12 protein-coding genes are annotated in these 17,294 nt (G+C 56.9%); 3 read left to right on the forward strand and 9 right to left on the reverse strand.

From position 1 onward, the window contains the following. Positions 1-34: 34 nt before the first annotated feature. The 3 genes from B4U49_RS13790 to B4U49_RS13800 all read right to left on the reverse strand — a co-directional run bounded on the left by B4U49_RS13790 (position 35) and on the right by B4U49_RS13800 (position 5,370). The gene (locus tag B4U49_RS13790; RefSeq protein WP_078085183.1) at positions 35-3,196 is read right to left on the reverse strand and encodes an efflux RND transporter permease subunit; all 3,162 of its coding nucleotides are present in this window, start codon (positions 3,194-3,196) and stop codon (positions 35-37) included. Further along, positions 3,193-4,419, reverse strand: coding sequence for an efflux RND transporter periplasmic adaptor subunit (locus B4U49_RS13795; protein WP_078085184.1), 1,227 nt, complete (start codon positions 4,417-4,419; stop codon positions 3,193-3,195). The genes B4U49_RS13790 and B4U49_RS13795 overlap by 4 nt, the downstream gene beginning before the upstream one ends. Before the next feature lie 249 nt (positions 4,420-4,668). Next, entirely contained in the window at positions 4,669-5,370 is a 702-nt protein-coding gene (locus B4U49_RS13800; RefSeq protein WP_078085185.1) for a Crp/Fnr family transcriptional regulator, read from the reverse strand. A gap of 465 nt (positions 5,371-5,835) precedes the next feature. Between B4U49_RS13800 and B4U49_RS13805 the strand changes: the two genes are divergently transcribed. The 3 genes from B4U49_RS13805 to B4U49_RS13815 all read left to right on the forward strand — a co-directional run bounded on the left by B4U49_RS13805 (position 5,836) and on the right by B4U49_RS13815 (position 11,423). Then, on the forward strand, positions 5,836-7,029 hold the full coding sequence (locus B4U49_RS13805) for a TonB family protein (RefSeq protein ID WP_078085186.1): 1,194 nt from the start codon (positions 5,836-5,838) through the stop codon (positions 7,027-7,029). Between the two features lie 184 nt (positions 7,030-7,213). Next, positions 7,214-9,301 carry a M13 family metallopeptidase gene (locus B4U49_RS13810; protein ID WP_078085187.1) on the forward strand — a complete coding sequence of 696 codons (2,088 nt, stop codon included), beginning with the start codon at positions 7,214-7,216 and terminating at the stop codon, positions 9,299-9,301. 235 nt (positions 9,302-9,536) lie between these two features. Beyond that, positions 9,537-11,423, forward strand: a complete 1,887-nt coding sequence (locus B4U49_RS13815) for an MFS transporter (RefSeq protein ID WP_078085188.1) — start codon at positions 9,537-9,539, stop codon at positions 11,421-11,423. A 93-nt stretch (positions 11,424-11,516) separates the two neighbouring features. Here the strand turns inward: B4U49_RS13815 and tpx are convergent, their stop codons facing one another. From tpx to prfC, 6 genes are all read right to left on the reverse strand, one after another. Then, on the reverse strand, positions 11,517-12,011 hold the full coding sequence (gene tpx / locus B4U49_RS13820) for a thiol peroxidase (RefSeq protein WP_078085189.1): 495 nt from the start codon (positions 12,009-12,011) through the stop codon (positions 11,517-11,519). A 153-nt stretch (positions 12,012-12,164) separates the two neighbouring features. Continuing rightward, positions 12,165-13,571 carry a M20/M25/M40 family metallo-hydrolase gene (locus B4U49_RS13825; protein WP_078085190.1) on the reverse strand — a complete coding sequence of 469 codons (1,407 nt, stop codon included), beginning with the start codon at positions 13,569-13,571 and terminating at the stop codon, positions 12,165-12,167. 67 nt (positions 13,572-13,638) lie between these two features. Beyond that, positions 13,639-13,986, reverse strand: a complete 348-nt coding sequence (locus tag B4U49_RS13830) for a hypothetical protein (RefSeq protein ID WP_078085191.1) — start codon at positions 13,984-13,986, stop codon at positions 13,639-13,641. A 3-nt stretch (positions 13,987-13,989) separates the two neighbouring features. Continuing rightward, the gene (locus B4U49_RS13835; protein WP_078085192.1) at positions 13,990-14,757 is read right to left on the reverse strand and encodes a TSUP family transporter; all 768 of its coding nucleotides are present in this window, start codon (positions 14,755-14,757) and stop codon (positions 13,990-13,992) included. A 17-nt stretch (positions 14,758-14,774) separates the two neighbouring features. Then, positions 14,775-15,407: a 1-acyl-sn-glycerol-3-phosphate acyltransferase gene (locus tag B4U49_RS13840; protein WP_239692636.1), complete on the reverse strand. Its 633-nt coding sequence runs from the start codon at positions 15,405-15,407 to the stop codon at positions 14,775-14,777. 88 nt (positions 15,408-15,495) lie between these two features. After that, on the reverse strand, positions 15,496-17,079 hold the full coding sequence (gene prfC / locus B4U49_RS13845; RefSeq protein WP_078085193.1) for a peptide chain release factor 3: 1,584 nt from the start codon (positions 17,077-17,079) through the stop codon (positions 15,496-15,498). Positions 17,080-17,294: the final 215 nt, after the last annotated feature.

Here is a 17,294-nt window from a genome sequence, read left to right on the forward strand (position 1 = left end):
TTCGTTTTGGATCCAAACAAGTTCAATACCTTGATCAGGTCTGGGGCTTCTCGCGTAACCGCGAAGACAGAACCCTTCGAACAATATCTGCCACTGCCGGAGGCAGTGCCAGCATCACCGGAGTCACAATCAGGGTCAGCAAGGTGGAGAATGACAGTCCATACACAATCGCGCTGGCGAGCTTTACCCAGAATGACGCAATCACGCCGTTGACAACCACCGTGCGCCCCACCATATCCACACTCACCCCCAGTGCCAGGGGTAACAAACCGAGAATGGTAGTTGCTGTGGTGAGAAACACTGGCCGCAGTCGCTGTGCAGCAGCCTTCACCGCCGCAGCGCCGTGCCCCAGTTCAGGCTCTGCCTTGCGCACATAGTTGTAGGTGTCGATCAGCACGATGTTGTTGTTAACTACAATCCCTGCCAGCGCGACGATCCCAACGCCCGTCATGATCACACTGAAGGTACTCTGTGTCAGGGTCAGGCCCAACATCACACCGGCAGTCGACATGATGACCGAAGACAAAATCAGCGCGGACTGATAGAAGCTATTGAACTGGGTTACCAGCAGGATAAACATCAGGAATAGAGAGAGCAGGAAGGCCCCCAGCAGGAACACCAGAGACTCGTTCTGATCCTCATCCGCGCCCCGGAACAACAGTTCGACCTGATCATCTACGGGGTGTTGCGCAAGCCACGCGCGGATTTGCCGCACCTTGTCGTCCGCCAGCACACCATCTTCGACGTCTGCTTTGAGCTGCATGCGGGTAATACCGTCGATGCGCTCAATCTTGTCTACCTTGGGTCCAGCCTCGGTACGCACAAAACTGCTGACCGGAACCGCACCACCGGAGGTGTTTACCTTGAGTTGATCCAGTGCGGTGATTCCTCGCGCGTAATCTGGGTAGCGGATGCGGATATCCACTTCCTCATCGGAATCATCCGGACGGTACTCTGCCATTCGCACGCCGTTGGTGACGAGCTGCACCGCACGGCCCACTCCGGTGAGGTCCGCGCCGTACAGCGCGGCCTTGGCCCTATCCACGCGGACCTCCCACTCGATTCCGGGCAATGGTGCGGTGTTGACGATGTCCCTCAGGCCACCGAACTCGGAGACCATCGCCCGATGCAGGCGCCAGGTTTCGGCCAGCAAGCGGTCGTAATCGCGGCTGCGCAACTCGAGCACAATATCCTTGCCCACCGGTGGTCCGCCCTCAAACGGGTTGGCACTGGTTTTGATCCCGGCAAAATTGGCCGTGCGCTGGCGTATATCGGCAAAAATTTCCCGACTTTTGCGTTCCCGCTCCATCGACGGCTGCAACTCCACCAGCAGGTTCGCGATCTGGTCCGGCGATTTTTCAGAATTCCCGGAAATCCCGCCGCCGCCGATGGACGAATACACTACACGTACTTCCGGCACCTCCATTAGGGCAGATTCGACCTGGGCCACCAGTGTTTTTTTCTCCTCCAGCGAAAGGTTCCCCTGAGCCCGCACCTCGACATTGCCATACTGCTCTTCTGTCTCAGTAAAGAATTCCACACCGGGATTGAATGTATTGAAAGCGATAAAAATACCGACCAACACCAGGATGGTTGCGCCAAAAGAAGCAAATGGATGACGCACCACCGGATCCAGCATGCGCGCATAGAGCCCCGTAACTCCGCGCATTTCGGTGGGGTCTCCATTTTCGAGCCGCTTAAGATCCTGCTGGATCTCTAGATCCATATTGTTTTTGCCGAAAACGGAACCCAATACCGGCGCAAAGAAGAGTGCGTAGATCAGGGATCCCGCCAGTACGGAAAATACGGTTACCGGCAAGTAGCGCATAAACTCACCGACCACACCTGGCCAGAAAATAATCGGAAGGAATGCCGCGAGGGTCGTACCCGTAGACGCCACCACCGGCCAGAACATCCGCCGCACGGCAATAGAGTACGCAACTCTCGCAGACAGCCCTTCGGCCATCTTCCGGTCCGCGAACTCGGTAATCACGATACAACCATCAATCAACATGCCCAGAGCGAGGAGCATGCCGAACATCACCATAAAGTTGAATGAGTAACCCAGATACCAGGTAATGATGGAACCGAACAGCAGCGAAAATGGAATGCCGAAGCCCACCAGAAGGCCAGAGCGAAAACCGAGCGCTGCGACCACAATGATCATTACCAGCAACATCGCCGTGAGAATATTGCCCTCCATCTCACTGACCATATCCCGCGCCACCTGAGACTGATCAAATACAAAGTTGACCTCGACCCCGCGAGGCAGATAGTCACGCTCAGCATTCACGACAGCGCGCACGGTGTCTGCAAGATCCACGGAACTTGCACCTGTGCGTTTTTCCACATTAATAGCGATTCCAGGGCGACCGTTCACACTGGTAAAGGTAGTGGCATCCTTGAAGGTGCGGCGGATATCCGTCACCTGCCCCAGGGTCACCACACCGCGCTCGGACTGCTTGAGCGGAATCTGATAAACGTCATCGGCAGACTCGATCAGCCCAGGCACCTTGACCGAAAAACGCCCCTTACTGACATCCATCTCACCGGCGGGAATCAGCAGGTTGTTACCAAGCACCGCGTTGATCAGTTCGCCGCTGGTTACCTGGTAGTGCTCCAGGCGAACCGGATCGATGATGGCCTCCACCACCTCTTCCCGGTTACCGGTGATATCCGCACTCAGAACTTCACTGATATTTTCGATCTTGCGCTTGAGCAACTGCGCACTGCGCAGTAATTCGCGCTCGCTGATACCGTCCCCCGCCAGGGTCACGACGATTGTCGGAAAAGGCTGCGCAGATGCCTCCTCGACGATCGGCTCTTCCGCATCCCGGGGTAATTCCGCCTTGGCGCGATCGACCGCGTTACGTACTTCATCTACCGCCAGATCGACATCCAGTGCCGAATCAAATTCGATTACCAGATACACCAGGCCCTCGCGGGCAGTGGCCATTACCTCCTCAACGCCCTCGATCGCCCGGATCTCCTGCTCCATGGGGCGAATCAGCAAACGAACCCCGTCTTCCGGCGAAATTCCCTCGTGCATCACCTGCACGATCACAATAGGCGGGTTTACCTCTGGGCTCGATTCCACGGTCATCGCCCCTCGGGCAGCAATGCCCACGATCACGATCAGTAGCATCAAGCTGATGCTACTGCGGAATCGGTCTACGGCACTTTCCAGTAACTTCATGGACGGGGCTCCTGGACTCGCTCTGCCGCTATGTCTGTGGCCGACTCAATCGCGGGATCAACTGAGGTATCCTTCCCATCCTCGGCGTCCAGTGCACCAGCTATCGGCGCAGGCAGGTCGCCAGCGGACTCTTCAAACTCCACCTCAACTTTTTCACCCTCGCTTACATACTCCTGCCCCACGGTAATCAGGGTTGTGCTCGACGGGAGCCCTGCGATCCACACACCCTCGTTTTCATCGCTGATCAAGCGCACGTTTACAAAGCGCACTCGCTGCTCTTCATCCAGGATCCGCACCCCCAAATCCCCCCGGTCATCGAGAGTTAGTAGAGAGGCATTGATTCGATGAGCCAGCACTTCTCCAGTAGGTAGGGCCATTCGCGCACTGATCCCACTACGCAGCGCGCTATCGGGATTACTCACCGCGACTTCCACCCGGTATGCACGGGTAACCGGGTGCGCCTCCAGGCTCACGTAACGTAAATGTCCCTCAACAAGCTGCCCCAACTGCAACTGGGCACTGGCCGTTGATCCCGGTTTCAGGTTAGCGACCTGGGACTCTGAGACCTCGCCCACCACAAGAATCGGATCCAGGTCGAGAATCGTCGCGCACTCTTCTCCGCGGCGGATGAAATCCCCCAGCTCCACTGCACGGCTGTTTACCAGACCATCAAATGGCGCACGGATTTTAAGGTTTTGCACATCTAACTGAGCGCGCTTGAGCTCCGCGCGGGCATTGGCCAGCGCCACTTCCTGCTGGGCCATGGCAGCCTCCGATTGCAGCCCGCGCCCCTTCAGTTTTTTCGCGCCGGCAAAGTCCAGTTCTGCCTTGCGCAGGGTCGCCCGCGCCCGCGTCAGCTGTTCAGGTCGATCTTCCGCAGCAATCTCACAAATGACGTCGCCTCGGGTTACCCGCTGCCCCTCTGCCACAGGCAAGGCTGCGATCACTCCGTCAAGTTCCGCCCGCAGACGCACACTGCGATTCGCCTCGGTACGGCTGTTAACCACAACCCGGGTCACATAGGGTTGCGCCTGCATTTGCCGCGCCTTGACGCGCATGGCTTCGGCAGCCCGTGTATTTTTTACACCACTCTCCCTGGCGACCATTTCGGAATCCCCAGTACCCGTCACAATGCCGCTCAGCAACCACAGTACTGCCAGAAAGGCGACGACGGCGGCAAAACGGTAATTACGCTGCCGCCAGAGATTTACCAGAAAATTCATACCTGTAATTCCTGCGAGTATCTATTTTTTGTATCCGAAGTACCGGAAGACCACGGAGAGATACGTATTTTATGTGCAAAGCGATTACAGCACAGGGGCGAATGCTGCCGAATTGCGAAATTCACAGCAGATAAGCCCGTGAAAGTCGCGAAAGAAAGGTAAATTCGGTGATAAGCCGGATTCAGAATGCGAGCAAAACAGAGAACACTAAGCGTGACCAGGCGGCCACGCTTTGCGGGGTGAGACAAATCAGGAGAGGATGGATTCGAGGAAGTCCGTCATATCAGATTCTTCCGCGGCGAGCTGGCCGCTTCCGAACTCTGCATTCCAGTCCAGCAGGATACGCGCTAAATCCCGCGCCTGTCCCGCCAGGGCCGCCAGTTCTTCCTTACTGTTTTTTGGCCCAGTGTACAGCTTGAGCCGGCGGTGGCTGTTGGCGAGCTCGTGTGTCGGGTACTTGGAGCGGTACACCTCCAGCTTCCAGCGCAGGGAGTGCACCATATTGCGGTAAAACACCAACTTGGTGGGCAGGTGCAACAGGGAGAAATCCTCCAGGTCACCAAACAGGGTACAGTCGACAGCCAATACCTGATTTTCCTGGCCTGAGGGTGCCGCAACAATGGTGGCACTGCGAGGCTCTGCTAGCAGCATCGAGAGATCCCCAAACACCTCCCCTGGACGAATCACCGCCAGTGGTCGCTCTTCCGCAGCCGCCGCGGCATTATCTACATGCACGTGCAGTTCTCCGCGCAGTAGAAAATACACCCACTGGTCCACGTCTCCCGCATGCAGCAACGCCTCTCCCGGCGCCAGCGTGGACAGACGGGAACGTTTCAGCAAAACATCGTATTGCCAATCACTGGTAGCGCGAATATCACGAAATAGATGAATGACATTCAGAAGACGATCCACGGCATCGCGTGGGTAGTCACTAAGCGGCTTGTAATTCATGAAACTCTTGGCTTAATCGTTTAGTGATTTTTGTGGTGGCACGGCCAGTTTTCGCGCTGCCCGGGAAGAAAATTGGACAGCTATAGTCCCCGCCAGTACCTGAACAGTGCATCGAAAGCCCTGCCTGTCGACGGTGCACCATCCGATGCCACATTCTAGGCGGAAAGTGACGGCTGTCTGCCCTGTCCATTCCCCGATTTGAAAAAACGAGACATTTTACCCACTTCAGGGTTGAACTCCATTGCAGTTACAGTAGAGTTGAGCAGAGCTTCGCTTATACCGTACCAGTTACCGGGGAATTTTTAACCACCGGTCTAGTGCTGAGTCTAACTGAAGCCCGCACCTTTCGGGGGGAGGGTGCTATATGAAGTCGCTGGAAATTTCTCTGGGGTATTTTGATTGATATTTCAGCACTTTATCTGCCGGTTTCTGCCCATCCGGCTTTAAATAGATACCAAAGCAAAAATGAAATCGACCAACTTCGTCATTGCCCTGCTGTTGTTCGCTACGGCCCTGACTGCAAATGCGGCCCCGCTGCTGAACGGTCTGGCTCTGGAACAACAATTCAATAAAGATCGCTATATAGCCGCCGTTTATTCTGAGCGACTCTCCGGCGATGCCAACGCACTACTCGACAACAATCTGCCACGCAGTCTGCAGGTGCGCATTATCGCCGATCGCTTGTCAGCCCGCCGATTCCGCAACCAGTGGATGGAAGGCATTGCTATCAATAACCCAGGCAGCGTACTTACCGGCCAGGCCGAGAACATGGTGACCTTCGCCAACATGTTCAAGGGTCGCCTGGTGGCGGGAGACCAGTTGCGTATCGACTACGCTGCGGACACCGGCACTACCTCCGTATCCCTCAATGACATCATGCTGGGCATGATCGAGGATCGCGAGTTTTTCAATACCCTGTTGCGCGCATGGATCGGCCCGGTGCCACCATCCACAGATTTCCGTGACGATCTCATGGGGTCCGGTCAGGTAGATTCCGGACTGCTGGCGAAGTATGAAGCCCTGCAGCCAGGCGCGGACCGAGTTGCCCAGGTTACAGCCATGGTCGATGCGCAGGAAGCCAAAGAAGAGGCCGCCGCTGAGCCTGCTCCACAGAAGGCGGAACCCAAGCCCGCCCAGGTAGCCGCCGCACCAAAACCGAAGCCGAATCTCTCCGCCGATATCCCGCCGCCATCGCTCGCCGCCATCGGCACGCCGGCTCTCGAAAAGCCCGCACCCAAGCCGGTAGCTAGCGCGCCGGTCTCGCAGCCCAAGCCTTTGAAGCCCACTACCACGCGCCCGGCCAGCCCGCTGGATGAGGAGCTGGAAGAGGAAGAAGAGGAAGCACCGCTGACTGCCGACATGATTCTGGCTCGCCAGATCTACCATTCCATGCTGCTGCGTCACACCTTCAAGCACATTCGCTATCCGAAGCGCGCCCAGGAGCGCGGTCAGGAGGGCAGTGTCCGCCTGAACGTGACTATCGACAACAAGGGCATTGTGAAAACGGTTAGCACGCTACAGGAATCCCGCTACTCGAGCCTCAACCGCGAAGCGGTAGAAGCCGTTGAACGCGCAGGGCCCTACCCGGCCACCCCAGCCCAGCTGAACATCGAAGAGTACAACTTCACGGTACCCATTACCTTCCGCCTCCCAGACTGACCCGGGACCGGCCCCAAAAACCCCGCTTTGCGGGGTTTTTTATTGCCCGAAATCCATCGCTCCTCCCCTGCAACTGACCGCATGCGCGCTTGCCCCAGCGCAATCTCGATGCATACTATGGGATTGACCCGATTTTCACCCGGTCCAATCACAGACCATATATAACAAGCCCAAAAGGCCAACTATGAAAAAACTGCTTCTTCCCCTGGCGATTGCCGGTGCTATTGCCGGAACCACCCTGACCGGCTGTTCCAAGTCCGAGACCCCGGCTGTGGATAACACCCAGAATGCCCCCGCGGCCGAGGCCAGCACCTCCCAGGTCGCAGCGCTGGGCTCCGGTATCGATCTCAGTGCCATGGACACCAGCGTCCGTCCGCAGGACGACTTCTACAGCTACGTCAATGGCAACTGGATGAAGAACACTGAGATTCCCGCGGACAAATCCCGCTGGGGCGGTTTCAGCATCCTGCGTGACAAGGCCACCGAGGAAGTTAAAGGTCTGATCATGGAAGCCGGCGAGCATGCTGAAAGCGCCGACGCCAAGCAGATTGGCGATCTCTACAACAGCTTCATGAACGAGGAACTGATCGAGAAGAAAGGTTTGGCAGCCATTTCCGGCGAGCTGGACAAGATTGATGCGATCGTCTCAATGGACGACCTGACCCGCTACTTCGCCTACGCCGATATGGCCGGCTATGACGTGCCGTTTGGAGCCACTGTTTACCAGGACCTGAAAAACGTCGAGTCCTACATGGTCTTCTTCTGGCAGGCGGGCCTCGGTCTGCCCGACCGCGACTACTACTTCGACGATTCGGAAAAGGGCCAGAAGCTGCAGCAGGCCTACAAAGACTACCTGGTAGAAGTACAGGGCATCGCCGGTCTGGATAATGCTGAAGCCAGCGCGGAAACCCTTTACCTGCTGGAGAAAAGTCTGGCGGAACACCACCGCACCCGTGTAGAAAACCGCGATCCGGACAAGTACTACAACAAAACCGCGGCCAGCGACATGGCCAAACTGATGCCCGCGATCAACTGGGACATCTACCTGGCTGACGCCATGCTGGACGGAGAGAGCCACTTTTCCGTGGGCCAGCCGGAATATCTGGAAGCCGCCAACAAGATAATCGCCGATACCGATATCGCGACCTGGAAGCGCTACCTGAAGATCAAGGTACTGACTGCCATGGCACCGTACATGCACGGCGAACTGGCGCAGGCCCGCTTTGATTTTTACGGTACCACCCTGCGCGGTACCAAGGAAATGGAACCCCGCTGGAAACGCGGTGTGCAGTTCGTAAACGGATCTGTGGGCGAGCTGGTGGGCAAGCGCTATGTAGAAAAGTACTTCCCGCCGGAAGCCAAGGCGCGCATGGTAGAGCTGGTAGATAACCTCAAGGCTGCTTACAAGAGCTCGATCGAGGAACTCACCTGGATGAGCGATACCACCAAGCAGGAAGCCCTGACCAAGCTGGCCAACTTCACCACCAAAATCGGTTATCCGGACAAGTGGCGTGATTACAGTGCGCTGGAAGTCAGTGCCGACAACCTGACCGGTAACGTGCTGGCATCCAACCTGTTCGATTCTGCACACGACCGCAGCAAGCTGGGCAAGCCCCTGGATCGCACCGAGTGGGGCATGTCTCCGCAGACCGTAAATGCCTACTACAGCCCGGCGCGCAACGAGATCGTGTTCCCGGCAGCCATCCTGCAGCCGCCGTTCTTCAACATGAACGCGGATGATGCGGTGAACTACGGTGGTATCGGCGGTGTGATTGGCCACGAAATCGGCCACGGCTTCGACGACAAGGGCAGCAAGTTTGACGGCAAGGGCTACCTGAACAACTGGTGGACCGACTCCGACCTGGAAAACTTCGAACACCTGACCGGAAAACTGGTTTCCCAGTACAACACTTTTGAGCCGCTGGAAGGCGAGCACGTGAACGGTGAACTGACCCTGGGTGAAAATATCGGTGACCTGTCTGGTCTGGGTATCGCCTACAAAGCCTACAAAATGTCCCTGGACGGTAAAGAGGCTCCAGTCATCGATGGCTTCAATGGCGACCAGCGCGTATTCCTCGGATGGGCACAGGTATGGCGCAGCAAGATGCGCGATGAGGCCCTGAGCGAGCGCCTGAAAACCGACCCGCACTCCCCGGCGGAATACCGGGTACAGGGCGTGTTGCCGAATATCGAGGCTTTCTATTCCGCGTTTGACGTGAAGGAAGGCGACGGTATGTACCTGCCGGAAGAGGAGCGTGTGGTTATCTGGTAACCCCCTCCTTCTACTGTCCTGATCCGCCTTTACACTGTTCTGGTGTATGGGCGGCACCGCTACCGGGTACAGGTTCGCGAGACACACCGTGAACCTGTACCCGGTAGCGGTACCTTCGCTCCAGACATGTGACTTCGAATTAATCTCGAGACACCTCGCCTAAATTCTCTTTCCCCTGTGCCCCTTCCTGTTTTATGGCTTACCATAGTTCGCAAAGGACTTTGGGGAGACCAATATGGCCCACGATAACCAGTTTCAGCTGCTCGGCAGCCGACGCTTCCTGCCCTTCTTCTGTACCCAGTTTCTCGGTGCCTTCAACGACAATGTGTTCAAGAATGCATTGATCGTCATGATCGCCTTCCGCCTCGCCGCCACTGAAGCGAACTTCCTGATCAACCTCGCCGCGGGTCTGTTTATCCTGCCGTTTTTCCTGTTCTCCGCCACTGCCGGCCAGGTGGCGGACAAGACCGATAAGAGCATTCTGATCCGGCGAATCAAGCTCGCGGAAATCGGTATCGGGGCTTTCGGGGTCGGGGCGCTGTTCAGTGGCAATAATTATCTGTGCCTGACAGTACTGTTTTTGCTCGGTGTGCAGTCGGCTTTTTTCGGCCCGGTGAAGTACGCCATCCTCCCCCAGCACCTGAGAAAGACCGAGTTGGTGAGCGGCAATGCACTGGTGGAAATGGGTACCTTTGTTTCCATTTTGCTCGGCACCATCGTCGGTGGCCTGCTGGCGGGTCGCACCGGGGAAGGAGAATCCGGGCTGTGGTGGATATCTGCCATCATCATGATCACCGCTTCCCTGGGCTATCTCGCCGCGCGCAATATCCCCCGCGCGGAGGCGCCTGCGCCGGATCTGAAAATCAATTACAACCCCGTCACCCAGACTCGCCGGATTCTGAAAGAGGCAGCGAAAACACCCTCGGTGTTTTACGCGATTATCGGCATTTCCTGGTTCTGGCTGCTGGGCGCGGCCTACCTTACCCAGATCCCAAGTCTCACCCGCAATGTACTGGGCGGCAGTGAATCCCTGGTTACCCTGCTGTTGTGCTGCTTTACCATCGGCGTGGCGGTCGGCTCGCTGCTTTGCGGACGGCTTTCTGGCGGACGCGTGGAGCTCGGGCTGGTTCCCATCGGTGCGGCCGGACTTACCGTGGTGGGTATTCTCCTGGCGTCCACCACCGGCAACTACCAACCACCGGTAGAGTCTACGGTTGCCGCCTTCTGGGCCAATGATGGTGCTCTGGGGATTCTGATCAACCTGACCCTGATCGGGATCTTCGGTGGGTTCTTTATCGTGCCACTGTATTCCATGATGCAGGAACGCTCGGATCCGACCATTCGCGCACGGATTATTGCGGTAAACAATGTTCTGAATGCGCTGTTTATGGTGGTGGCTGCGGTGCTCGGGATTGTGTTCCTGAATGTGCTCGATGCGACCATTCCGCAGTTTTTCCTGATCATTGCGCTGATGAATGCCGCGGTGGCAATTTTCGTGTTCAACCGGGTACCGGAATTCGCCATGCGCCTGCTGATCTGGCTGCTGTCACACACCATGTACCGGGTAAAACACCAGGGGCTCGACAAGATCCCCGCGGAAGGTGCAGCAATTATTGCGTGCAATCATGTGAGCTACGTGGATGCACTACTGTTGGCGGGTGCGGTGCGCCGCCCTATCCGCTTTATCATGTACAAGCCGATCTACGAAATCCCAGTGCTGCACTTTATTTTCAAAACCAGCCGCGCCATTCCCATCTGCTCCAAACAGCAGGATCCAGAAGGCTATGCACAGGCATTTGCGGAGATTGAACAAGGGCTGAAAGATGGGGATCTATTGTGTATTTTCCCGGAAGGCCAGCTGACCAAAGATGGCGAGTTGCAACCTTTCAAAGCAGGGATCGAGAAGATTCTGCAACGCACCCCGGTGCCGGTAATCCCTATGGCTTTGCGCGGCCTGTGGGGCAGTTTCTTCAGTCACAAGGATGGCACAGCATTCAGCACCCTGCCTCGGCGCTTCTGGTCGCGTGTCTGCGTGGTGGCCGGAAATCCGCTGGCAGCGACGGAAGTCAAAGCGGACGCGCTACAGGAAACCGTACTGGATTTGCGCGGACAGCACCGATAAAGGAACAGGATATCGCTTGTAATCCCACTAAAAAAACGCCGCGACAACTGTCGCGGCGTTTTTGTTTACCAGCATATATCTGTCAGTCGGCGATCAAAGCGCACTGATCGCCCCTTCATAGCTCGGCTCATCCGCAGTTTCTGCCACCTGTTCGGTGTAAACCACCTTGCCGTTTTCATCAATCACAACCACCGAGCGGGACAATAACCCCTTCAACGGACCGGTCTCGAACGCTACGCCGTAATCGTCACCAAAGCTCGCGCGAAACGCGGAACCCAGCTTCACATTCTCAATGCCCTCGGCGCCGCAGAAGCGGGTCATGGCAAACGGCAAATCCGCGGACACACACAGCACGACAGTGTTATCCAGGGAGGATACTTTTTCATTGAAAGTGCGTACCGAAGTGGCACAGGTCGGGGTATCCACGGACGGGAAAATATTCAGTACCACACGCTTGCCCGCGAGGTCCTGCAGGGTGATCTCGGACAGGTCCCCCTGCACCAGGGTAAACGCCGGCGCCTGGCTGCCTACGGCAGGCAGCTCACCAACGGTAGTAATCGGGTTTCCTTTCAGGGTGATATTGGCCATTGCGTATTCCTTGACTTGCCTGATGAAAGTGAAGGCAGCATGACGATGGGGTATGGCATTGTCAATCAAGTGGCGGGTAAAACGCAGACAATTTCGGAACACAAAAAAGCCCCACAATCTGCGGGGCTTTTCGTGTGCGAAGAAGCGACTTGCTTAGTGCTCGGTCGGCACCCGACCAAAGTCACCTTCCATTTCGGTCGCCAGGAACGACATCACTACCCACGCAGCAACGTTCTGCTTGAGATTGTCCGGATCCACTTTATCCAGCGTGTCATTGGGCGTGTGGTGGTAATCGAAGTAGTCGGTACCGTCCTGGTAAAGACCCATGGCCGGTACGCCCTGCGCGACAAATACACTGCTGTCCGGGCCACCGTATGACTTGTTATTACCGCGTTCAATACCCAGCGGTGCCAGCAGCTGCATCATCTGGTCGGCGATGGCGAACTTGCTCTCCGGGATACGGGTGTCAAAGCGCCAGATCTTGCCGGCACCGAAGTCGGACTCGGATACCATGATGATTTTTTCCAGGTCATTCTGATGGGCTTCCACATACTGCTTGGCACCGACAAGGCCAATTTCCTCAGCGCCAAACAGCACTACGCGCAGGGTGCGACGGGGGCGCTGCGGTAACTCAGAGATCAGACGTGCAGTTTCCATCACCACGGCAACGCCGGCACCATCATCCAGTGCGCCCGTGCCTTCGTCCCAGCTATCCAGGTGTGCACCAATCAGAACCACTTCTTCCGGCTTCTCGCGACCAACCACTTCGCCAATTACATTGAAAGAAGGGCCGTCCGCCAGTGCTTCATTATGCACGTTCAGCTTCACCTCCACTGGCTTGCCGCGCTCCAGCATGGCCTCCAGCAGGTTGGCATCCGGCGCGGACAGGGCCAACGCGGGCACCGGGTTCTCAACGCCATCGATAGACATCATGCCGGTGTGCGGGAAACGATCGGAGTCGGTACCAACGGAGCGCAGCAGCATGGCAGCAGCGCCTTTTTCTGCAGCGGCGCGCATCCCCTTGCTGCGTCCCTGAACGGCGGGACCATAGCCCTCGCCGGTGCGGGCGCGCTCCATACGCTTGTTGATAAAGGCGATCTTGCCTTTTACCTTGCGTGCCGGTGCTTTGATCAACGCTTCCACATCGGCAAATTCCACGATTTCAGCGGTAAGCCCCCTTTCCGGAGTGGAAGCGCCGTAGCCCAGGGAGGTGACCACCAGCGGCTGGGGGAAAGGTGCGGTCACTTCCGCGTGCGCATGGCCACGGGCCCAGCGCTTCACATCGATCTGTTCGGTGTAGACCCGGTCAAAACCCAGTGCTTTCATCTTTTCCTGCGCCCAGGCCACGGCGCGCTCATCCCCCTTGGTACCGGCACGACGCGGTCCCACTTCCACGGTCAGGGACTCGACGAGACTGTAGGCATCGGAGGACTCCAGCGCGCGATCGCGCAACACTTCCGCTACAGACAGATCTTCCTGCTTCAGGGGAGTCGCCTGGGCAACGACCGCCACCAGCGCGGCGGCCAGCCCGCCGGCAACACTCTTCAGGGGTTTCAACATGATTTCTCCAGTTACAGCATTGGGGTTGTTATAAAGGTTGGCTATCGGGATTTATTCGAATTCAAAGTTATTCGGATTCTTCCTGCAATGGCAGTGCCAGCAAGCGCTCCCGCAGGTCACGCAGCATGTGCAGGCCCACTTCGGTAAACAGATACGGCAGTTTACCGGTGTATTCGTCTTCTTCAATTTGCAGGCACTCGAGCCGCAGCTTTTCCAGAGGCGGGTCATGACGCATCGGGTAACCCGTCAGGATCCGCCATTCGTTTTCATCCGCCTGTCCGGCAATCACATCTTCCAGTCCACGCTGAAAGTCTGCCCTCTCCATCCGGAAACGCGGCGTCCGCATATGCATCAGCCCCCAGATAATCAGGGCAAAGATTGCAAAGGAGAGGAACAGGGTTATGACGAGTGTCACTGCTCATGCCTCCAGTAAAAGTTTGACTGCCAATACCAGCGTGGCCACGATGATCACGGGTTTCACTAGTGCCGCCCCGCGCGCGATGACCAGGTTCGAGCCCAATCTGGCCCCGACAAACTGGGCCGCGGACATGCACAGAGCCAGTGTCCACAGCAGGTGCCCGGCGGCGATGAATATACACATGGATGTGGCATTGGTGGCCAGCACCAGCGGTTTGGTGTGCGCCGTGGCCTTGCGCATGTTGTAACCCAGTAGCGCAGCGAATGCGAGCGCGTAAAAGGAGCCCATCCCCGGCCCGAAGAATCCACCGTAGAAGCCGATACCCCCACCAATCAACAGGTTGAACCAGCCATGAGTCAGTCGCGGCTTTGCATCGATATCGGCAATACGCGGCGAGAACGCAAAGTACAGCGAGATTGCGATGAGCAGTACCGGCAGCAGCGCCTGCAGCTGCGCTCCCCCAAGCCGGGTTACCGACCAGGTGCCCAGACAGGACCCGACCGTAGCCGCCAGCAAACCCGGCCACAGGGGGCGAAAATCCAGGTGCCCCTTGCGGAAGAAATTCAGGGTCGAAGACAGGGTGCCGAATACGCTCTGGAATTTGTTGGTACCCAGCGCATCCAGTGGTGGCATGCCGGCCCACAGCAGTGCCGGCAGGGTGATCATGCCACCAGCGCCGGCTATAGAGCTGATAAAGCCGGCGGCAAAGGCGACGATGGTAAGAATCAGATAAACAGCTGGTGTCAGATCACCGGCAAGTTGAATCACGTATTCTCCGGTCTGGTTCAGGCCGCTTCGTCAAAATCCGTCTGGTATTGCGGGTTGCGACCTTTGTATTTATGGAAACGTCTCTGGATTTCACGCATGTCGGTTTCCAGTTCACCGGTGGGTCGGTAAACGGAGTCCACGCAGATTTGCTTGCTGGGGAAGTCCCACGCAATCAGAACCACCGGTACATTGGCCGCATAGGCTATACGCAGAAAACCGTTTTTCCATTTTGCGGTCTTCTTGCGGGTTCCCTCCGGGGTGATGGCAACCCACATTTTCTCATTTTGTCGAAACTGACTCGCCACCTGCTTGGCCATACCACCAGCGGCAGAACGATCGGTGGGAATACCTCCAAGCCATTTGAACAGGTTTTTAAACGGGAAGAAAAACGCTTCCTTCTTCATCAACCAGGACGCCTTGAGACCCAGCGCCATAATAAACGGCATTGCCACCACAAAGTCCCAGTTGGACGTGTGCGGCGCGAGTGCCACCATCACCTTCTTTTCTTTCGGGAACTCACCATGGATACGCCAGCCCAGTGCTTTCACGATCAGCAGGCCAGTGCCACGGGTAAACCAGTTGCCGTTACGTGGCATTTCTTCTGGCAATTGCGTGGGAATGGTCGTTTTCTTGGCAACAGTCACGGTCATCGTCTCTTCTCAATGGTTACAGCGTAAGTACTGCTAAAGACACACAATCATGCCGAGGAATCAAAACTCCAGGGAATAATACCGGGAATCAGTGTTCCCGCGTCGCGTAGAAGCGCACATCCGGGTAACGCTCTTCCGCCAGGTGCAGGTTCACCCGCGTCGGCGCCAGATAGGTCAGATGACCAGATCCATCCAGAGCCAGGTTGATGCTGGCCTTGCGCTTGAAGTTCTCCAGCTCCTTGGCACTTTCACTATCGACCCAGCGCGCGGTGTTTACATTTACATTTTCGTAAATGGCTTCCACCTTGTACTCGTCTTTCAGGCGATACGCGACCACCTCAAACTGCAGCACCCCCACCGCGCCGACAATAATGTCGTTGTTGTCGAGCGGGAAGAAAACCTGGGTAGAGCCCTCTTCGGACAACTGCTGCAGACCTTTCTGCAGCTGTTTCAGCTTAAGCGGGTCTTTCAGGCGAATTCGACGGAATAGCTCCGGCGCAAAGTTGGGGATACCGGTAAATTTCAGGCTCTCGCCCTCGGTAAAGGTATCGCCGATCTGGATGGTGCCGTGGTTGTGCAGGCCGATAATATCGCCCGCAATCGCCTCTTCCACGTGGGTGCGGTCACCGGCCATAAAGGTTACCGCATCGGCGATTTTTACATCCTTACCAAGACGCACATGCTTCATTTTCATACCACGGCTATAGGTGCCGGAGCACACACGCATGAACGCAATCCGGTCGCGGTGTTTGGGATCCATATTTGCCTGGATTTTGAAAACAAAGCCGGAAAACTTGTCCTCATTGGGCTGCACTTCGCGGTCGTTAGTGGCGCGCGACTGCGGACCCGGCGCCCACTCCACAAAACCGTCGAGCATCTCGCGCACGCCAAAGTTACCCAGCGCCGTACCAAAGAACACCGGTGTCAGCTCGCCCGCGCGGTAAGCTTCCAGGTCGAACTCGTGGGTCGCGCCGCGCACCAGATCGATTTCCTCGCGAATCTCGTCCGCGTCCTCACCCAGAAGTGCCGTCGCTTCGTCAGAATCCAGCCCTTTGATCTGGATGTCTTCCGGAATGGTGTGGCCCTGCCCCTGCTTGAACACGTGAATGGTGTCGGTATAGAGGTTGTACACACCCTTGAACTGCTTACCGGAGCCCAGCGGCCAGTTGATCGGCGCCGCCTGGATATTCAGGACTTCCTCGATCTCGTCCATCACCTCAATGGGATCCCGGATATCCCGGTCCAGCTTGTTGATAAACGACAGGATCGGCGTGGTGCGCAGACGGCACACGTTCATCAGCTTGATGGTGCGATCCTCGACACCCTTGGCGCCATCGATCACCATCAATGCGGAGTCCACCGCGGTCAGTACCCGGTAGGTATCCTCGGAGAAGTCCTCGTGCCCCGGGGTGTCCAGCAGGTTCACCACCCGCTCCTTGTAGGGGAACTGCATCACGGAGGAGGTCACGGAAATACCCCGCTCCTGCTCCATGGTCATCCAGTCAGAGCGCGCGTGGGGGCCCTTCTTGCCCTTGACCGACCCCGCCAGCTGGATCGCATTTCCGAACAACAGCAGCTTCTCGGTCACCGTGGTTTTACCGGCGTCCGGGTGGGAGATGATGGCAAAGGTACGGCGGCCATTGATGCCCGCCAAGTTTGAAGACTGACCCATAATGCAACTTGAGACTGGATAAAAAACAGGCGCGCATTATACACGTCTGGCGCACCGGAATCGCTGGAAATGGCGAATTGGGGGACCTAGACTGCGGCTAAATTTGGCTGGCTCTCCTTCCAGTGACAACAATATGCGATATGAAGGATCCAATGACCGGGGACAACTTGCGGGACCGTCTGCGGCCTGCATGGCCGCAGCCGAGCCCCCAGGGA

Origin of the sequence: Microbulbifer mangrovi, assembly GCF_002009015.1 — a bacterium.
Lineage (GTDB): Bacteria > Pseudomonadota > Gammaproteobacteria > Pseudomonadales > Cellvibrionaceae > Microbulbifer > Microbulbifer mangrovi.

Excerpts from the sequence above, each read along its gene's own strand:
- B4U49_RS13790 (WP_078085183.1), bottom strand. The coding sequence starts at position 3,196 with ATGAAGTTACTGGAAAGTGCCGTAGACCGATTCCGCAGTAGCATCAGC.
- B4U49_RS13795 (WP_078085184.1), bottom strand. The coding sequence starts at position 4,419 with ATGAATTTTCTGGTAAATCTCTGGCGGCAGCGTAATTACCGTTTTGCC.
- B4U49_RS13800 (WP_078085185.1), bottom strand. The coding sequence starts at position 5,370 with ATGAATTACAAGCCGCTTAGTGACTACCCACGCGATGCCGTGGATCGT.
- B4U49_RS13805 (WP_078085186.1), top strand. The coding sequence starts at position 5,836 with ATGAAATCGACCAACTTCGTCATTGCCCTGCTGTTGTTCGCTACGGCC.
- B4U49_RS13810 (WP_078085187.1), top strand. The coding sequence starts at position 7,214 with ATGAAAAAACTGCTTCTTCCCCTGGCGATTGCCGGTGCTATTGCCGGA.
- B4U49_RS13815 (WP_078085188.1), top strand. The coding sequence starts at position 9,537 with ATGGCCCACGATAACCAGTTTCAGCTGCTCGGCAGCCGACGCTTCCTG.
- tpx (WP_078085189.1), bottom strand. The coding sequence starts at position 12,011 with ATGGCCAATATCACCCTGAAAGGAAACCCGATTACTACCGTTGGTGAG.
- B4U49_RS13825 (WP_078085190.1), bottom strand. The coding sequence starts at position 13,571 with ATGTTGAAACCCCTGAAGAGTGTTGCCGGCGGGCTGGCCGCCGCGCTG.
- B4U49_RS13840 (WP_239692636.1), bottom strand. The coding sequence starts at position 15,407 with ATGACCGTGACTGTTGCCAAGAAAACGACCATTCCCACGCAATTGCCA.
- prfC (WP_078085193.1), bottom strand. The coding sequence starts at position 17,079 with ATGGGTCAGTCTTCAAACTTGGCGGGCATCAATGGCCGCCGTACCTTT.